Origin of the sequence: Pseudomonas sp. MS19 (genome assembly GCF_013277615.1) — a bacterium.
GTDB classification, from domain to species: Bacteria; Pseudomonadota; Gammaproteobacteria; order Pseudomonadales; family Pseudomonadaceae; genus Aquipseudomonas; species Aquipseudomonas marincola.
This window is the reverse complement of sequence record NZ_VBTO01000004.1, coordinates 22,000-40,571: the sequence shown is the minus strand read 5'-3', so window position 1 is coordinate 40,571 and position 18,572 is coordinate 22,000. Positions and strand designations below refer to the sequence as shown.

13 protein-coding genes and 1 riboswitch are annotated in these 18,572 nt (G+C 56.2%); of the genes, 4 read left to right on the top strand and 9 right to left on the bottom strand.

What is annotated here, in order from left to right; translation table 11 throughout:
• Positions 1-121: 121 nt before the first annotated feature.
• The gene (locus FEZ62_RS01365; protein ID WP_172926687.1) at positions 122-1,027 is read left to right on the top strand and encodes an acyltransferase; all 906 of its coding nucleotides are present in this window, start codon (positions 122-124) and stop codon (positions 1,025-1,027) included.
• A gap of 56 nt (positions 1,028-1,083) precedes the next feature.
• Here the strand turns inward: FEZ62_RS01365 and FEZ62_RS01360 are convergent, their stop codons facing one another.
• The 8 genes from FEZ62_RS01360 to FEZ62_RS01325 form a co-directional block, all read right to left on the bottom strand.
• The gene (locus FEZ62_RS01360; protein ID WP_172926572.1) at positions 1,084-2,493 is read right to left on the bottom strand and encodes a diguanylate cyclase; all 1,410 of its coding nucleotides are present in this window, start codon (positions 2,491-2,493) and stop codon (positions 1,084-1,086) included.
• Positions 2,494-2,687: 194 nt separating this feature from the next.
• Positions 2,688-3,347: an OmpA family protein gene (locus FEZ62_RS01355; RefSeq protein ID WP_069902080.1), complete on the bottom strand. Its 660-nt coding sequence runs from the start codon at positions 3,345-3,347 to the stop codon at positions 2,688-2,690.
• Positions 3,348-3,472: 125 nt separating this feature from the next.
• A complete protein-coding gene (locus FEZ62_RS01350) occupies positions 3,473-4,117 on the bottom strand; it encodes an MBL fold metallo-hydrolase (RefSeq protein ID WP_172926571.1) in 645 nt (214 codons plus the stop codon).
• A 350-nt stretch (positions 4,118-4,467) separates the two neighbouring features.
• Complete coding sequence (locus FEZ62_RS01345) at positions 4,468-5,409, bottom strand: alpha/beta hydrolase (protein WP_172926570.1); 942 nt, start codon at positions 5,407-5,409, stop codon at positions 4,468-4,470.
• 206 nt (positions 5,410-5,615) lie between these two features.
• Positions 5,616-8,351 carry a LuxR C-terminal-related transcriptional regulator gene (locus tag FEZ62_RS01340; RefSeq protein ID WP_172926569.1) on the bottom strand — a complete coding sequence of 912 codons (2,736 nt, stop codon included), beginning with the start codon at positions 8,349-8,351 and terminating at the stop codon, positions 5,616-5,618.
• Positions 8,352-8,683: 332 nt separating this feature from the next.
• On the bottom strand, positions 8,684-10,057 hold the full coding sequence (locus FEZ62_RS01335; RefSeq protein ID WP_172926568.1) for a DUF1329 domain-containing protein: 1,374 nt from the start codon (positions 10,055-10,057) through the stop codon (positions 8,684-8,686).
• Between the two features lie 29 nt (positions 10,058-10,086).
• Complete coding sequence (locus FEZ62_RS01330) at positions 10,087-12,051, bottom strand: DUF1302 domain-containing protein (RefSeq protein ID WP_172926567.1); 1,965 nt, start codon at positions 12,049-12,051, stop codon at positions 10,087-10,089.
• A gap of 232 nt (positions 12,052-12,283) precedes the next feature.
• A complete protein-coding gene (locus FEZ62_RS01325; RefSeq protein ID WP_172926566.1) occupies positions 12,284-13,966 on the bottom strand; it encodes a fatty acid--CoA ligase in 1,683 nt (560 codons plus the stop codon).
• A gap of 184 nt (positions 13,967-14,150) precedes the next feature.
• Here FEZ62_RS01325 and FEZ62_RS01320 point away from each other — a divergent pair, with 184 nt between their 5' ends.
• Entirely contained in the window at positions 14,151-15,326 is a 1,176-nt protein-coding gene (locus FEZ62_RS01320; RefSeq protein WP_172926565.1) for an acetyl-CoA C-acyltransferase, read from the top strand.
• Positions 15,327-15,413: 87 nt separating this feature from the next.
• Here the strand turns inward: FEZ62_RS01320 and FEZ62_RS01315 are convergent, their stop codons facing one another.
• On the bottom strand, positions 15,414-16,043 hold the full coding sequence (locus FEZ62_RS01315) for a LysE family transporter (protein ID WP_172926564.1): 630 nt from the start codon (positions 16,041-16,043) through the stop codon (positions 15,414-15,416).
• A gap of 250 nt (positions 16,044-16,293) precedes the next feature.
• Between FEZ62_RS01315 and FEZ62_RS01310 the strand changes: the two genes are divergently transcribed.
• Complete coding sequence (locus FEZ62_RS01310; protein ID WP_172926563.1) at positions 16,294-17,259, top strand: 2-hydroxyacid dehydrogenase; 966 nt, start codon at positions 16,294-16,296, stop codon at positions 17,257-17,259.
• 27 nt (positions 17,260-17,286) lie between these two features.
• Positions 17,287-18,285 (top strand): class I SAM-dependent methyltransferase, encoded by a 999-nt coding sequence (locus tag FEZ62_RS01305; RefSeq protein WP_172926562.1) that lies wholly within the window; start codon positions 17,287-17,289, stop codon positions 18,283-18,285.
• A gap of 64 nt (positions 18,286-18,349) precedes the next feature.
• Positions 18,350-18,462: riboswitch (yybP-ykoY riboswitch) on the top strand.
• Positions 18,463-18,572 lie beyond the last annotated feature (110 nt).

The following is an 18,572-nucleotide window of genomic DNA, read 5'->3' as shown; positions in this document are numbered from 1 at the left end:
GCGAAGTTCGATATTTTAAGTCTGCAGGCTTCAAGGTAATCTGCGCACCCCAAGAGCCGCGCCTGATTGCGGCAATAAATAAACCGGGAACGCCCTTTCCATGGAGGCACCTACCCGCATGCTGCACTTTCTCCCTGCCCCTTCGCGCGGCGTACTCAGCGCCAGCCTGTTGGCTGTTAACACCCTGTTCTGGTGTATTCCGCTGTTCACTGTAACCCTGCTGAAAATTTGCCTGCCTTTCAAAGGCGCACGGCGCGCTTGCAACTGGGCGATGAACTTCATTCAGGAAGGCTGGATTAGCTGCAATAAAGCCTGGATGAAACTGCTGTGTAATATTCGCTGGAACGTGGATGGCTTGCAGGCGCTCGACTATCAGCACACGTATCTGGTCACCAGTAACCACCAGAGCTGGGTCGACATTCTGGTGTTGCAATACCTGCTGAATCGCCACGTCCGCCCGCTCAAATTCTTCCTCAAACAGGAGCTGATCTGGGTGCCGGTGATTGGCTTGTGCTGGTGGGCGCTGGAGTTTCCGTTCATGAAGCGCTACTCCAAAGCCTATCTGGCCAAGCACCCGGAAAAACAGGGCAAGGACCTGGAGACAACCCGCAAAACCTGCGACAAGTTTCGCGGCAGCCCTGTGGCCATTTTCAACTTTTTAGAAGGCACGCGCTTCAATCCGAGCAAGCATGCGCAGCAGCAATCTCCCTTCAACAACTTGCTCAAACCCAAGGCTGGCGGCGTCGCGTTTGTATTGGATGCGATGGGCGAGCAGATGCACAAGATCGTCAACTCGACCATTTACTATCCGCAGGGTAACCTCGGTTTCTGGGACTTGCTGACCGGCAAGGTGAATGATGTGGTTGTGCGCTTCGAGGCGTTGCCAATTCCGCAGGAATTTCTCGGCAAGAGCTACGATCAGGACGAAAGCTATCGCCTGGCTTTTCAACAGTGGGTGAATGCCTTGTGGGAGAAAAAGGACGCCGAGTTGAGCGCGCTCAAGCAAGGTCATTACACCGGCCAATAACCCCGCTCCACTACTCAACAGCCAGCACCATAACCGGTGAGCTGGCCGTTGCGTGGTTAGCTCAACGTGGAGCGCAGCGCCTCGCTAAAACCAAGTGCCGGCTGCTTGTCACACGGCGAGAGCAAAATATCGCGCGTCTGCATGGCGCTGCAGAAATACTTGAATTGCCGGCGACCGCTACGCTTGGCTTCATACATCGCAATGTCAGCGGCGCGCAGTAACTCCTCCACTGTTTGCCCGCACTCAGGCATCGAGGCAACACCGATGCTGACGCCCAGACTGAACTCGACGCCGTCTATGCTCTGCGGAGTTGAAACCACATCTATCAGTTTTTGCGCCACGCGGCCGGCATCTTCGGGCGTATTGAGGCTATCGAGTAATACGGTGAATTCATCCCCGCCCAGGCGCGCCAGCGTATCGTAAGGGCGCAGGCAGCCTTGCAACATCTCACTCACGCGGCGCAGTAAAAGATCACCGGCGTCGTGGCCCAACGTATCGTTGATTTTCTTGAAACCATCCAGGTCGAGAAACAGCAACGACATCGACTTTTGAGTGCGCTCGATGCGCGCCAGCGCTAGTTCCATCGACTGGTAAAAACCGCGGCGATTGAGCAGCCCCGTCAGCGCATCTGTAATTGTCAGCGACTCCAGTTGGCTGCGCAGATGGCGCTCCACTGTCATATCAAGCGCCATCAACACCAACGCGCCGCGCGGCCCCGGTAACGGCGCGCAGGACAATGTTACCGGCACGCTTTCACCCATGCGTGAACGCAACATGAAGTCGGTCAGGCGAAAATTCTTATTGGTTTGCCATTGGCTGTAAATAACCGATTGCAACCAGCCAGTCGGCTGTTCAGGTTGTTTGATGTAGCCCATGAAATGAGCGCCTTGCAAAGCCTCAACCGAGGTCTTGAGCATGGCGGCAATGATTGGGTTGGCAAAGCGGATCACGCCGTCAGCCTCGATCACCATGATGCCTTCAGCGGCACTGGTCAAAATAGAGGCATTGAAGGCGCGCTCGCTCTCCAGTTGCTGGCTCAACGCCAACAATTCGCGGCGGTGCCTGGCATGCTCAAGCAGCGACTCGACCTTATGGGGCAGCACCACGGGATCGAAGGGCTTTTTGATGAAATCAATCGCGCCCTGAGAGTAACCCTTGGCGAGAATGGAGTGGCTTTGCTCCAGACCGGAAAGAAAGATGATGGGGGTGTAACGGCTGCGCGGATCTTCGCGCATAAGCCGGGCGACTTCGAAACCGTCCATCCCGGGCATTTGCACATCCAGCAACACCAGACTGACATCCTGCGTTTGCAGGATTCGCAAAGCCCCAGCGCCGGAATTGGCGCAGACAATCCGCCAGGGGCCGTCGTCCAGCAACTCGCTCACGCCATCAAGGTTATCCTGCTGGTCATCCACAACCAGAATCAATTGACTACCAGACCCAGCTTCCAAACGCGTGATATGCATGCCTCCCCCAAACCGATTTGTCGCGCTCACTGCAAAAATGATTGGCTATTTTTGTCTATCGGCATCAGCGCGCAGACCTTGAACGCCAGTCCCAACTTCAACTGGCCCTGCGACAAAAATAGCACAGTGCCACTATCGAAAAGTCAAGGCCAAAAAAAGCTCCCGTCGGGAGCTTTTCTTCTGCGCCAATACGCTTATTGCATTTGTTGCAGGGTAATTTCCACACGACGGTTTTGCGCACGACCTTGTTCAGTCGCGTTGCTCGCGATCGGCTGATTAGGGCCGGCACCGTAGGCAGAAATGCGGTTACCCGCCACGCCATTGGAAGACAGGTACGAGGCAACACTCTGCGCACGCGCATTGGAGAGGTTCTGGTTCAACGCCAGCGAGCCGGTGCTGTCGGTGTGGCCGACAATATTGATGCCGCTCTTATCGAACTCTTTGAAAACCGTAACCAGTGAGTTCAGCGTTGGATAGAAGCTGCTGGAAATGTCTGAAGAGTTGGTCGCAAAGGTAATGTTACCCGGCATGATCAACGTCAGCTGGTCGCCATTACGCTGCACCTGAACACCAGTGCCTACCAGGCGCTGACGCAGTTGAGCTTCTTGCTTGTCCACGTAGTAGCCATAACCACCACCCGCAGCGCCACCGACGGCTGCGCCGATCAATGCGCCTTTGCCGCGGTCTTTCTTGCTTGAGGTCGCCGCGCCAATAACAGCCCCTGTTACAGCGCCAATGCCGCCGTAGATACCGGATTTTCCGGCTTCGCTTTCGCCGGTGTAAGGGTTGTTGGTGCACGCCGCCAGCATAGTAACTCCGGCTGTTAAGATCGCCAGATTTCGCCACTTGTTCATCGGTAGTTCCTTTGTTTACGTGTTATTTCAGGTCTAAGACCTGAACATGTCGATTCCAAAACGCCATTAAAGTTCTGACGCCGAGCCTATCAGAAAGCCTTCGAACAAACTGTGAAGCGCTAACCTCATGCACGCACAAAGGGGTTTTCACGCATCTCATCGCCCAGGCGGGTATCCGGCCCGTGACCGGTTACAACGGTTGCCTCTTCGTCCAGAGTATAAAGCCGCTGCTTGATCGAGCGCTCAATTGTCGCCGAATCACCGCCCCACAAATCGGTCCGGCCAATGCCGCGACGAAACAGGGTGTCTCCGGCAATCAACAGCTTGGCCTCAGGAAACCAGAAGCTCATCGAACCTGGTGTATGGCCTGGCGTGTGCAGCGCCACACCACAGCCGCAGTCGAGCGCCTGATCATCCGTCAGCCATTGATCCGGCGCTGGCACTGGCCGGTAAGGCACACCGAACATCGAACACTGCATCTCCAGATTGTCCCAGAGAAACTGATCTTCCTTGTGCAGGTGCAGCGTTGCGCCGGTCAGCTCTTTCATCTGCCCGGATGCTAGAAAATGATCAAGATGGGCGTGAGTGTGAATAATGCTCACCACCTTCAAACCGTGCGCATCAAGCCGCGCCATGATCGCGTCAGGGTTGCCGCCCGGATCAACCACGATGGCCTTCTTGCTCACGGGGTCACCGATAATCGTGCAGTTGCACTGCAAAGGGCCGACGGGGAAGGTTTCGCGGATAAGCGCAGATTTCGCGGTTTGCATGAGGGGTTCCTGTATAAGTGACGGCTTATTTTACACAGTGTCACCAACAGCGCATGGGCTGGCAACCACACTCAACCAACGCTCTGCGCCTGCTTTTAGGGCTTGAGCTTGGGCACCAGCGCGTGGACTCAAGCAATAAACTCCCTGTGCAGCGGTACGGAATTCGCGTGCTGGGCTGCGATGAGAAAGAGCCGCAGTCGATACACGAAACCGTTGCGGATTCGCTGCTTAGTTACTCTCAAAAGGGCTATTCAGGGGGCTTTCAAGGCAAAGCACGATCACATGTTGCCGACTGTCAGCGCGCAAGGCCTGTCAGTAAAACGTGATCGTACTAAATAGCGGTACACGAATTATTCGCTGAGAAATCGCTGCGCATCGGCAGCGCTTTGTTGCGGGATTTCTTCCATGGCCACATGCCCGACTCCGGCATAGATAATCACCTGAATATCCGGCAAGTCTTTCTGCCAGCACGACACGTGATTGGCTGACACCCAGCGATCCTGTGCACCCCACATCAGCAGGACTGGTGCCTTGATCGTGCTAATACGTTCAGAGACGTCGAGAAATTCCACGCGATTGGCGTGAATGAACAACCTGAATACATCAATCATTGCACGCCGATTGCCGGGGCGCCGAGAGAGGTTGTAGACGCGCTCGAGGGTGCCTGGCTTGATCTTTTCCGGCTCGCCGTAAAGCTCGCGAACCCCCTGCACAATCAGTGCTTTTGGCATCCATACCGGCATCAACAAGGGTGAACCGGGAATGTTGGCAGCAGCCATGAGGCGCGGGACTTTGTCGATGTGATACCCGACCGGATCGATCAGTATCAACTTGTTGACTCGCCCGGGGTGCTGCACTGCAAAGGTCCAGGCGATGTACCCGCCCAATGAACTGCCGGCAATCGAGGCGCGCTCGACATTGAGGTAATCGAGCAGCAGCCCAAGCATGTGATGCACCCGCTCAGCCGAATACTCACCATCCTTGGCCGGGCCGGTTAGGCCAAAGCCTGGCAGGTCAAAGCGAATAACCCGATAATCGCTGGCCAACTCAGTCAGCCAGTCATTCCATGCATGCAGCGATGAAGCAACGCCGTGGATCAATACCAACGGCGGCTTTTGCGGATCGCCCTGATCACGGAAATGCACATTGAAGCCATCCAGTTCTACGTATTGCGAGCCGTCTTCTGCACTGCCGTAACACCGTATGAGCTCATCCAGCGACAAGGCGCCAAAGCCCAAACGGGTTATGCCAGTCGCCAAAGGTGACACCGGCGAGAGACTGGAAGCGGACATGCAAGCACCTCTGAATGATCGTCAGCGTAATCAATCGCTGCACATCGACTAATCAGAGCATTGCGCCATGCCAAGTTGAACCTAACCTAGGTTCAGACCAGCGACTGCACGGCAATAGAAATGCCAACCGGTAATCATTACGGTATACGGCACGACTTTCAGATGGCTGAATTGAAGGGGTTACTGGGCTGTCTGCAGGTGTTCAACTAGTCGAGCAAGCCGAGACTTTTCGCGCACGCCACCGCCTGGGTGCGCCGCTCAACCCCCAGCTTGCTGTTGATATGCCGGGCATGAGTTTTGACTGTGTGCACCGAAATAAACAGACGCTCGCTAATTTCCTGATTCGAGCAACCCTGAGCAATCAATTGCAGCACCGCTTGCTCGCGCGAGCTTAATGTCTCGACAGAACCCTGCTCATGATTCACCCGCTCCTCGCCTTGGGGAATTCGCGCCAGCAGCGCATCACGCACCGGGCACTCTGCAAGCTGCAGCAATTGCTTACGCAGCCAGTTGGGCTGATGCACGAGTAGCTCGCTGAATGCCAACAAACCGCCACCCGCGGACTGCTCCACACATTCACGTAGCTGCGCCTGCGCTTCAAACTCCTGACCAGACATACGCAGCAACAGCGTCAACTGGCCCTGGGCAAATAGACTGAGCAAATGCCCCCCCATCTCTGGAGCGGTAAGGATCAACTGACGCAAACGTTTCTGCGCGGCATCAACCTTTCCTTGGATACGTTCAAGTGACGCCAGGTGAAACTCGACATGCATCGGTAACTGCGGATGATATTCAGGCGGCGTGGCACCGCCTTCACGGCTGTAGGTTTGTGCCATACGCAGCAACCACGACTCGGCAAGCTCAGTCTGACCCTGCTTTAACCACAACTCGCACTTGATCAGCGTGATCATGGCCAGATAGTAGATCGGCGGAATATCCCAGATGTGCATCAAGCGTTCGGCTTCAGCCAGCAGTGCGAAGGCCTCGGCCACTTTGTTCTGGCGACCGTACAAATTGGCCAGCGCGCAGTAACCAATCAACACGCCCATGTCCCGGCAGGCACTGGCCTCGGCAATGCCTTCGCGTATACAGCTCACGCCTTGCTCGCACTCAAGCCTGAGCAGCAGCAAAAAACCTTCGAAGATTTTCAACCGGCCACGCACGGCATAACGGCGCTTGGCAGGCATGCGCGTGAGCAAGTGCAAGCCATCGTGGGCCTCATCAAGGGCTCGCAATATTTCGCCACGTGCTTGCAGCATGCGCACCCGGTCGTATCGGATAAGCGCTTCAAACAGGGGCTTATCGACGCGTTGAGCGAGTTCAAGCGCCTCGCGATTGAGTGCCCGCGCCTGCCACAAGTCACCGGTAATAATCAGCAGATTGGCCTGCACCGACTGACACAGCAGACGCTGGCCGTAGCGTTCTGCTTCGAGCGTTTGCAGAGCCTCACCGAGATAGGCCATCGCCACGGGTACTTCGCCGCGTCCACGGGCGATGATGCCGTTCAAAGCCAACCACTGTGCCAGCAGACTTTTTTGCTGCTGGGCATTTTCAGCCGGCAAGAACCGGCTCAGCTTATCTGCCAACTCTTGCGCAGCTTCCAGCTGGCAGCCCAACGCCAGCGCCCAGCCATACAACACAATCAATCGCGGCGAGCTGACCAGCAGCGACTCGGGCAAGTCCATTTTCCAGCGCAGTAACATGGCAACATTCTGCTCGCCGAGCATTTGTTCCTCAGACAAGCTTTGCACCAGACTCGCGGCAACATCCGGGTTGCCGGCACGTAATGCCTGCTCGATGGCGTCATCCAGCAAGCCCTGACCGCTAAACCAACGGCAGGCACGCAAATGCAGGCTCGACGGGGAAACACCGGGGCTGGTCATCGAACGTGCACGCAGCAAATCCGAGAACAAATGGTGGTACCGATACCACTGGCCCTGATCATCCAGTGGCACCAGAAACACCTGATGGGCTTTCAGGTAATCAATAATCCGGGCGCTGTCGTGGGACTCGCGCAAGGCATCGCAAAGCGCTGCGCTGAAACGCTCCTGGCTGGCGGTGTCGTACAGGAACGCCTGAATTTCAGCGGGCTGGCTCTCGATAACTTCTTCAAGCAAGTAGTCCCGAATCAGGCCCTGGCCGCCATCGGGCGCGTGCTCATAAGCCTCGTTGCCTGCATGCTCGCTCGCGGCCAGCAACCACAGGCGTAACCCAGCAACCCAGCCTTCGCTGCGCTGCACAATCGAATTCATGGTTTCAGGTGGCAGGCACGCGCCATGACTGCCTAGCAGCTGACTGATTTCAGTCGGACTCAGGCGCAAGTCCTGCTCATCGAGTTCAAGCATCTGGCGCGACAGGCGCAGACGTGCCAAGTGCCAATCCGGACGCTGGCGACTGGTAACCAAAACCACCACGCCACCCGGCATATGACTGAGGAAAAATTGTAAACAGTGATCCAGAACCGCGCCTTGGGCCAGATGATAATCATCCAGCACGATAAGCAACGGTTGCTCGCTATCGAGCGCACCAGCCAGCTCATCCAACACGCTGTCGAGCCATTCATCGAAAGGAAACGGCTGATGACGCTGGCGCATTTTCATAACGTTTAGCGCATCACGACCGATCGACGGATACAACTGACGCAGCCCTTGCAGCAGGCGCTCAAGGAATCGCCCCGGATCAACATCACGGTGACTCAGGCCCAGCCAGAGGCTCTGCCATCGCTCAGGCAACGCCTCGCAAAACTCGATGGCCAGCGAACTCTTACCAAATCCGGCCGGCGCCGAGACCAACAACAAACGCCCCGATAAACCTTCCTGCAGACGCTCGCAAAGATGCGCACGCGCAACATGCCCGTCTGGCAGCGGCGGCCGATAAAATCGGGCAGCGTCCGTCTTCGAGGGCAGTTGGACAGGGAATAAGGTGTCGGAAAAGTCAGTCATTGGCCGTTTTATTAGGAGCTTTATTAACCAGCGTACACGATGCCAGCACCAGCCTACCTATTTGCCAGGATTAAATGAAGAGCCCGCCGCAGTGATAACCCGTAACCTAAACGCACAATTGCCGGTTATCGACGCAAATAACCACCAGAACGCCGTAAGCTTCGTTCGCCTAAGCCATTGAGTGAAACCCCTTAACGGCGGCGTTGCAGATGTAACAAGGAGTAAAAGCAGCCAATCAGCAGACGAAAAAAAACCTGCCTCTTGCAAGGCAGGTTTCTTCTTGATCAACAGCGCAAATCAGGCGCTATGCACCTGACCGCGCTCTCAGCAGATTAACGTACGCCAGACTGACGCAGTGCTGCAGGGGTGTAATCGCTTTCCGAGGCCTTGTAGTCGAACTCGTAAGCTTGACGCTCTTCGTTCTTCATACCCAGGGCCAGGTAACGACCAGAAACCAAGTCATACAGGGTTTCCAGGGTGTACCACGGTACCTGGTGATCATAGTAGTACTGCGAGTGAGCCTCAGCTACGCGCCACAGTTGGCCACGGCCATCGTAATGGTCGATGGTCGCTGCTTGCCAGGTGTCTTCATCGATGAAGAAGTCACGCTTGGCGTAGATGTGACGCTCGCCTGATTTCAGGGTCGCCGTTACGTGCCATACGCGGTGCAGCTCATAACGCGTCAGGTCCTGATTGATGTGACCTGCCTTGATGATTTCATCGTACTTAAGCTTCGGCGAGTCAAGCTCGTAAGCGTTGTAAGGAATGTACTTCTCTTCTTTGCCAACCAGCTTCCAGTCATAGCGATCGGGAGCGCCGTTGAACATATCGAAGTTATCCGAGGTGCGCAGACCATCAGCCGCAGTACCCGGACCGTCATAAGACACCTGCGGGGCACGACGAACACGGCGCTGACCGGCGTTGTACAGCCACGCCAGACGCGGCTCTTTTACCTGGTTCAGGGTTTCGTGCACCAGCAGTACGTTACCTGCCAAGCGCGAAGGCGCGGTCACACGCTGCTTGAAGTAAAACAGCACGTTGCTCTGCTTGCTTGGGTCATAATCCGCCAGCGAGTCACGGAAGGTAAATTCGTCCTGGAAGTAAACCATGGAGTACGAACCATTAGCCTGCGGCGTGGCCTGACCGACCTGACGCTTCAAGCTGCCACCACGGTAACGGGTGATATGGTTCCAGATAACTTCCAGACCATTCTTCGGAATCGGGAACGGGTTGGCGATCTCAAAGTTTTCCAGACCGTTACCGCCTTCAACCATCGTGGTGCTGGTGGCGTTTTTTTTCGTCGCAGCGATAACATTCGCTGGCACAGTAGCCGAACGATGCGTGGTGTACACCGGCATCTTGAACGTTTCTGGGTAACGCTTGAACATCGCCAACTGGCCAGGAGTCAGCTTGGCTTTGTACTGATCCAGGTTCTGCGGGGTGATGGTGAACAGTGGCTTTTCACCCGCAAACGGGTTAGGCAGAAAACCTTTGTCATCGGCCTTACCTGCATTAACCGGCAGACCACCTGTCCAAGCTGGAATACTGCCGTCGGCGTTACCCGCCATTTCGGCGCCCAGCGGCGTTAAAGTAGTGCCCAGCTTGGCCGCTTCGTCAGGAGATACGGCAGCCATTACGCCGCTTGCGAGCAAGCTTAACGTCAGTGCGATCGCACTGTTCTTAAGTAAATTAGTTTTTGTTTTCATGAATAATATTTCCCTCTATTCCTGACTACTTAGAAGTTCATACCGAAGCTGAGCGCAACGAAGTCGCGGTCAGACTGGGTGCTGTACTTGCCGTCAAAGAAACTGGCGTAGGACAGGTCGGCGGTGTAAGTGTTCTGGTATTCAGCGCCCAGCCCCAGGCTGACAGCCTTACGACCTTCTTCAAAGTTACCGCCTGGGCCTGGCGAGTAGCCATCGACGTCATGTGACCAGGCAACGCTTGGCTTGAGGTTTACACCCGCAAATACGTCGTTGTAATCCCAGATGGCTTTGATGCGGTAGCCCCACGAATCGGTAGTGGTGAAACCGTCGTTTTCGCAGTAGCGCGAACCGTTGTTCGAGCCGGAGGTGCCAATAGTGCTGGCGTTAAGCGTCTCGCAAGTGCCACCTGGCAATGGACCAGGACCGAAAGACGGGTCGCGGCCGTAACGCAGTTCACTGGTGCTTTCCAGACCGCCAACGTGGGTCCAGCCTACTTCACCAACAACCGCCAGGCGGCTTGCGCCCATTACCTGATCAAAGAAGTGGGTGAAGGTTGTCTGCAGTTGGCTGATTTCTTTACGCTTGTAGCCTGGAGTCTCCTGCCCTGGTTGGGCCTGGATCACCGAGAGGCTCGGGCTCAGCGGAGTAATACCGCCGTAAAGAATATCGGTAGTGTTGAGCTGAACCGGCGCGTTTGGACGGTAGCTGAACTCACCGCTCCAAGCTGTGCCCGTAGGCAGAGTGGTGGCGAAGCTCAAGCCGTACAGACGGATATCTTCCGGATATTCAATAAAGTAGTTACTTGCGCCAGCAACTGTCGCGAAGGCCAAGCCCTGCGAAGCGGTTTGAAAACCTGGGGAACTGAGCACTTGCTGCTGCACCGCCGCCAAACCTGCCGCACTGGTACATGCACCAGTCGCCGCACACGCCTGCTGGATAGAGGCTGAGGCCAAGCTGCCAACTGCACCCTGCGCGGCTGCGAAGGTTTGCGGTGTAGCTGCGCCGCCGCTGAAGATCGGGTTGCGGCTGTGGTAGTTCATGGCATAAGCACCGAACTCGGTATCAAGCTCAGGCGCGAAGTAACGGAATGACAAGCCCCATTGGCCGTCATCACGTGCATCACGGTCACCACCACGTGGAACGATCACACCTTCAGAGGTAGTGGTGTAGCCGCCACCGTTGGCTGCGGAGAAGCCTTGCACACCAGCCAACGCAGGGTTGAGTACCGCCAGGTTGCCGTCGCAGCCATCAGCCACTACGTCTGGCTGGGAGAAGAACGTACCGCAGTTATCAATAACGGTCTGATCCCACTCCAACTGATAGAAGGTTTCCATCGACAGGTTCTCAGTGAGGCTTTGAGCCACATAGAACATGTTGACCGGAATCAGACCTTCCTTGATTTCGGCGCCTGGACGACGGAATGCAGAAACGTCGACCGGGTTGATCGAGTTGATGGAGTTCTGGATGAAGGTACTTTCACCCCAACTGACCACCTGCTTACCCAAACGCACAGTACCTGGCTGGTCTGCGATGGCGTAGTTGTAGTAAGCGAAGGCATCGAGGAATTGTGCGCCTGCGGATTTGGCAGCTTCTTTGGCGTTGCTGTCGTCGATGTCTTTGAACGGACGGTCACCGTCTTTCAGCTCAAAGTCATACCAGTACTTGCCGCGGACGAACACACCGGCATCGCCGTACTTCAGCTCAAGGTCGTGAATACCCTTGAAGATTTTCGAGAAGGTTTCGCCGCTCTTGAAGTTTTGACGACCATCGTCTGATGTCTGTGAAAGGCCCATACCGCCATTGTTCACGCCAATCAGATTCTTGTCGGCACTTTCAGTCGACCAGCTAGCGCCCACAGAGAGCGAGGAGTCGAACTGACCTTCAATTTCACCAATGTTGAAGTTAATGGCGAAGGCCGGGCTTGCCATAGTAGATGCGAGGCTGACAGCCAATGGCAGTTTTGCCAGGCGCCAGAACATATTTGTTGTTGTCATCGACGCTACTCCATGTACATATTTTTGTTATGAGTGATGTGACTATATCCAGCGGGTACAGCGGATTGATCCCCCTAAAGTGTGATTTATGACCCTTTAGAGACTCTGGCTCAAGTGTTTCGACGGATAAAAAAGCACCAAAGCCGCACGAGTGTTACCAGTAAACAGCAATTACCAAGCCAAACGCTTGTTTGAATTGGTAATTGCTCGATTTATCGCCCGTAATTGTGATCTAGAGCGTAGAAAGGAAGCTGCTTCCAGCCGCCTGCCACTGGACGACATCGGCACGAATGCGCTTTTTGTCGAGTTTGCCGACACTGGTCTTGGGTACTTCGGTAACAAGCGCGATTTGCGTCGGGATCGCCCACTTGTTAATGAGGCCTTGCTCCACAAATGGCTTGAGGTGCTCCTTAAGACCTTTAGCATCCAGCTCACTGCCTGCGCGCAGGACCAGCAAGGCGAACGGACGCTCACCCCACTGTGGATCAGGAATCCCGACCACTGCGACTTCGCTGACTGCCGGGTGGCGACTGATCAGGTCTTCCAGCTCAAGCGACGACAGCCACTCCCCACCCGTTTTGATCACATCCTTGATTCGGTCGCGGATGTCGATAAACCCCATGCCGTCGATGGTCGCCACATCGCCGGTGTGCATCCAGCCATGCGTCCACAGCTCTTCGCCCTTCTCCGGCTCACGGAAGTAACCCTGGGTCAGCCAAGGCGCTCGCAACACCAGCTCGCCTTGGGTCTCACCGTCATGCGGTAACAGGTTACCGTTACCGTCCATAAGCGCCGCCTCGGCCAGCGGCACTGGAACACCTGCTTTGATGCGATAGGTGATCTGCTCGTCTTCGCTGCCGGAGCGGATTTCACTGTTCAAATAGCTGCACGAAATCAGCGGGCAGGTTTCCGACATGCCGTAAGCAGCCGTCAGTTGAATGCCCTGTGCTTTAGCGGCGTCGTAGACCGAGCGGTTAAGCGCACTGCCGCCGATGATCATTTTCATGCCGCCAAAATCATAATCCTTGGCGCTTGGGGTATTAAGCAGCATTTGCAGAATGGTCGGCACGCTGTGAGAGAACGTGACCTTCTCGTCGCGAATCAGCTTGCAGAGCATCTCCGGCTCGTAACGCCCCGGATAAACCTGTTTGACCCCAAGCATGGTCGCCACGTACGGCACGCCCCACGCGTGCACATGGAACATCGGGGTGATGGGCATATACACATCGTCATTGCCGAGCAGACGAATGCTGTCGAGGCTGGACACTGTGCTGGCCATCGACATGGTGTGCAGAACCAGTTGGCGATGGGAGAAAAATACGCCTTTGGGATTACCGGTGGTGCCGGTGGTATAGAACGTGGTTGCCACCGAGTTCTCGTCAAAATCTTCAAACGGGTAAGTCGGGCTGGCAGCGGCCAACAATTCCTCGTACTCGCCCACCAAGCCCGGCAGGTTGGCTGTTTTGGTGTCGGTATCCGTCAGTAACACGGTCTTTTCGACCGTGGTCAGTTGATCGGCCAGGCCGTTATAGAGATCGACAAACTCGGTATTAACCAGCACGAACTTATCTTCGGCGTGGTTCATGGTGTAAAGAATCTGTTCGGACGACAAACGAATATTGATCGTATGCAGCACCGCGCCGAGCATGGGAATTGCAAACATGCATTCAAGGTAGCGATGGCTGTCCCAATCCATCACCGCCACGGTATCACCCGCTTTCACGCCTGCCGCTGTGAGCGCGCCAGCCAAACGGGCAACCCGCTCATTGAGGGTCGCGTAGCTGTAGCGCACCTGATCACGGTAGACGATTTCACGGGTTTTCTCGTAGCGCGCCCCAGACAGAAGCAGGCTCTTGACCAAAAGTGGATTTTGATGGGCATTAGCCACTGCCGGAATTATTTTTGTTTGTAGCATTGCTGGCACCTGTAGGAATGAATGTCGTCAGTTCATCATTGATCGACTTTAGTCATCGGACGTACTGAACAAATCAGCCAAAAGAATGATTTGAACGTGACCCTATGGCCACTTCCAGTCACGATGTAGAATTACTCGATCACCTTATTCACAAACCTAGAATAAACAGCAAGAGGTTAGCGACATGTCCGAGATCGTTATTGTCAGCGGCGCCCGTACTCCAATGGGCGGTTTTCAGGGCAGCCTTTCAACCGTTTCTGCCGTAGACCTGGGAGCAGCTGCCATTCGCGAAGCCATCACGCGTGCCGGCATTGAAGCTGCCGATGTCGAAGAAGTGGTAATGGGTTGCGTTCTGCCAGCGGGTCTTAAGCAAGGCCCTGCGCGTCAGGCGGCGCTGAACGCTGGCCTGCCGGCTTCTTCGGGCTGCACCACTATCAACAAGCTGTGTGGTTCCGGCATGAAAGCCGTAATGTTTGCGCATGACCAGCTCAAAGCCGGCAGCAACGCGGTGATGATTGCAGGTGGCATGGAGAGTATGTCCAACGCCCCTTACGTGATTGAAAAAGCCCGTACTGGCCTGCGTATGGGCCACGGAGAAATCAAGGATCACATGTTCCTTGATGGTTTGGAAGACGCCCGTACCGGCCGTTTGATGGGCTCTTTCGCGCAAGACACAGCCGACAAATACGGCATCAGCCGCGAAGAAATGGACGCCTACGCCATCGAGTCTCTGAAGCGTGCGCAAACGGCAATCGAGAGCGGTTCACTGAATGCCGAGATCGTGCCAATCACCGTCAGCTCGCGCAAAGGCGACGTGGTGGTTAAGGATGACGAGCAACCGCACAACGCCAACATCGACAAGATTCCAGGCTTGCGTCCTGCTTTCAAGAAAGATGGCACCATCACCGCAGCCAACGCCAGCTCGATCTCAGACGGCGCTTCGGCTCTGGTCATGATGACCGCGGATGAAGCGGCCAAGCGTGGCCTCAAGCCACTGGCGAAAGTGGTTGCCCACGCAACGCAGAGCCAGGACCCGAGCGAGTTCACCCTGGCGCCGATTGGTGCGATGACAAATCTGCTGAAGAAAACCGGCTGGAACAAAGATGAAGTTGATCTGTTCGAGATCAACGAAGCCTTCGCCATGGTAACCATGCTGGCCATGCGTGAGCACGGTCTGGATCACGCCAAGGTCAACATCTATGGCGGCGCTTGCGCTCAGGGCCATCCCGTTGGTTCGACAGGTTCGCGCATTATCATCACGCTGATCAACGCGCTGAAAAACACCGGCGGCAAGCGCGGTATTGCCTCGTTGTGCATCGGCGGCGGCGAAGCCACTGCAGTGGCCATCGAGCTGATCTAAGCCGACTCAAGACCACCGCGCAGCCTTGCTTGCGAGCGCGGTGGCTTTTGACTGGAAGGCTGCAATCAGCCTTCCAACAATCATGCCTCAATGCATTTCAGTCAGTGCCAGCTTGATCCCCAACCCTACCAGCACCACACCCATCGCCCGGTCAAACCAGTGACCCAAGCGGGCGAAGCCGGCGCGCACTCGCTGCTGGCTGAACAGCATTGCCACAAGACAAAACCAAACTGATGTAGCGGCCGCCAGATAAACCCCGTAACCCGCCTGAACCAGCAACGGCGTGTGCGGATTGATCACCACAGTAAACAACGACAGGAAGAACAAGGTGGCCTTGGGATTCAAGCCATTGGTCACGAAACCGGTCATGAACGCAGCCCGGGGTGAACGTTCAAGACGCGGCTGTTCGCTGTCGCTCGTATTCGCCGCAGCCGGTTTGGCGCGCAGGGCCTTGAAGCCGATATACAACAGGTAGGCAGCGGCCAGCCATTTCAGCGCGTTGAACAAAACAATCGACTGCGACACGATCAGGCCGATACCCAGCAACGAATAGGTGACGTGTACGAAGATGCCGCAGCCTACACCCAGGGCTGTAAAAATGCCTGCACGACGCCCTGCTCCGACACTTTCACGCACGACAATTGCGAAGTCCGGCCCAGGGCTTGCCACCGCCAGCAGGTGAATCAGCGCCACCGTAAAAAACTCTGCCCAATACATTGTCGCCTCCGTGAAAACCTGATGATTCTGTTAGGCTTTGCCAACCCCGTGGTTGCAGCACCCAGAAATAATGCGCCTGTGGCCCCTCGCAATCAGCACCGTTTGTAAGAGAGTCGCTGTTCTCATCTTGCTCAATGCATGAGCCGGTTGAGAGCGCAGCTCTTTTACAGGCCTGCTTATGAGAGGCTGCCAGTCGCAAATTTCGCTCGCCACAATAAGCCAACTGCCCAGTGGATTAAAGGTACAGATAATGAGTAACAGTAATCGCGCGGTTTTCCTCGATCACAACTCGCTCGACCTCGGCGATCTCGACATGCAGCCGCTGAAGCAGGTTTTTGACGAGCTCGAACTCTACCCGGCCAGCACCCCGGAGCAAGTTGCCGAGCGCCTGCAGGGCGCCCGTGTTGCCATCACCAACAAAACACCTATCACCGCAGCCACGCTGGCGGCCTGCCCGGACTTGAAATTGGTGCTGGTAGCCGCCACGGGCACCAACAACATCGACCTCAAGGCCGCTCGCGAGCATGGCGTTACCGTCAGCAACTGTCAGGGTTATGGCACGCCTTCGGTCGCGCAGCACACACTGATGTTGCTACTCGCGCTGGCTACACGCTTACCGGACTATCATCGCGATGTTGCTGCTGGGAAGTGGCAAACCGCCAAACAGTTCTGCCTGCTCGATTACCCGATTGTCGAACTCGAAGGCAAAACCCTGGGCATGTTGGGACACGGTGAACTCGGCGGCGCTGTTGCAAAACTGGCCGAAGCCTTTGGCATGCGCGTATTGCTGGGACAAATCCCCGGCCGCCCTGCCCGCCCGGACCGCCTGCCGTTGGATGAGTTACTGCCGCAAGTCGACGCGCTGACCCTGCATTGCCCGCTAAATGAGCACACTGAAAACATGCTCGGCGAACGCGAACTCAACCTGATGAAACCCGGCGCTTACATCATCAACACCGCGCGCGGTGGCTTGATCAACGAACAGGCACTGGCCGACACCTTACGTCGCGGCCATCTGGGCGGCGCTGCAACCGACGTTCTGGTGCAAGAACCGCCGGTGAACGGCAACCCGCTGCTCAGCGCAGACATCCCACGTCTGATCATCACGCCGCACAGCGCCTGGGGCAGTAAAGAAGCTCGCCAGCGCATTGTCGGCCAGATGACCGAGAATGCTCAGGGATTTTTCAACGGTGCAGCGATTCGCGTAGTCAGCTAAGCTGCGCGACTTTTTTGAGGAGCGATGATGGACCCGCGAAGCGAAGTACTCCTGCGTCAAGCCGAGCTGTTCAAAGGGCCATTGCTCCTCGCAGGCTTACCCGCCGACGACTTGCTCGGGCAACTGCCCGATGCACAAGGCTGGTGCTGGCATGCCGGCGACCAGCAACTGCTTGAGCAACGCTTCCCAGACCGCACCTATTTAGGGGTCAGCCCAGCCGCAGGCGACTATTCGTCTGCGGTGCTGTTTCTGCCTAAGTCCCGCGAGCTGACGGCGTATCTGCTGCACGCACTCGCCGCCAGCCTGCAAGGTGGCGAGCTGTTCTTAGTCGGTGAAAAACGTGCCGGAGTCGAGCGCGCAGCCAAGCAACTGGCTGAGTTCGGCAAGGCGCGCAAAATCGACAGTGCACGGCATTGCCAGCTCTGGCAGATCCACGTCGAGCAGGCGCCGGCGCAACCGCAACTCGAAGAACTGGCTCAGCATTACTCGCTGGAACTAGCAGACGGACCACTCAAGGTCGTTACCTTGCCCGGCGTGTTCAGCCATGGTCGCCTGGATGTTGGCAGCGCCTTGCTGCTTGAACACCTGGACAACCTGCCGAATGGCCATATTCTGGATTTTGGCTGCGGTGCCGGCGTCATCGGTGCGAGCATCAAACGCCGCTATCCGCAAAGCCGCCTGACCCTGCTCGATGTCGATGCCTTTGCAGTCACCAGCAGCCGGCTCACGCTTGCAGCCAATAATCTGCAGGCTGAGGTCATCATCGGTGACGGGATTGATGCAGCCCCCGACAATCTCGCCGCGATTATCAGCAACCCGCCGTTCCATCAGGGTGTGCATACGCATTATCAAGCCACCGAGCATTTATTGCGCCAGGCCGCGCAGCATTTGCAATGCAGTGGGCAACTGCGCCTCGTGGCCAACAGCTTTCTGAAATACCCGCCGCTGATCGAACAGCATCTGGGCTCTTGCCAGACACTCGCAGACGCCAACGGATTCAGGATCTATCGCGCCGACAAAGCCTGAGTCCGCCAGCCACACCCAAAAACGTTGATGCAAATTTGCCGAACTCGAAAAAATTCGGCAGAATGCGCGCGTCCTAGGGGAGTAGTCTCCCGTGAATGCCCGCATTCACCCGGCACGCGTCAACATACTTGGTCAACAGACCATGGCGCGTGCGACCCGAAGCCCAACCATTGGGCTCGCTGAGCGCAAGCCGCCAGCAGGGTTTGACAAGACCTATGGCACGTACACCTCACCCGGGGCGGGAAGGTTGTTCGTGTCATAGCCATGTCGACCCGCCCCGAGGAACC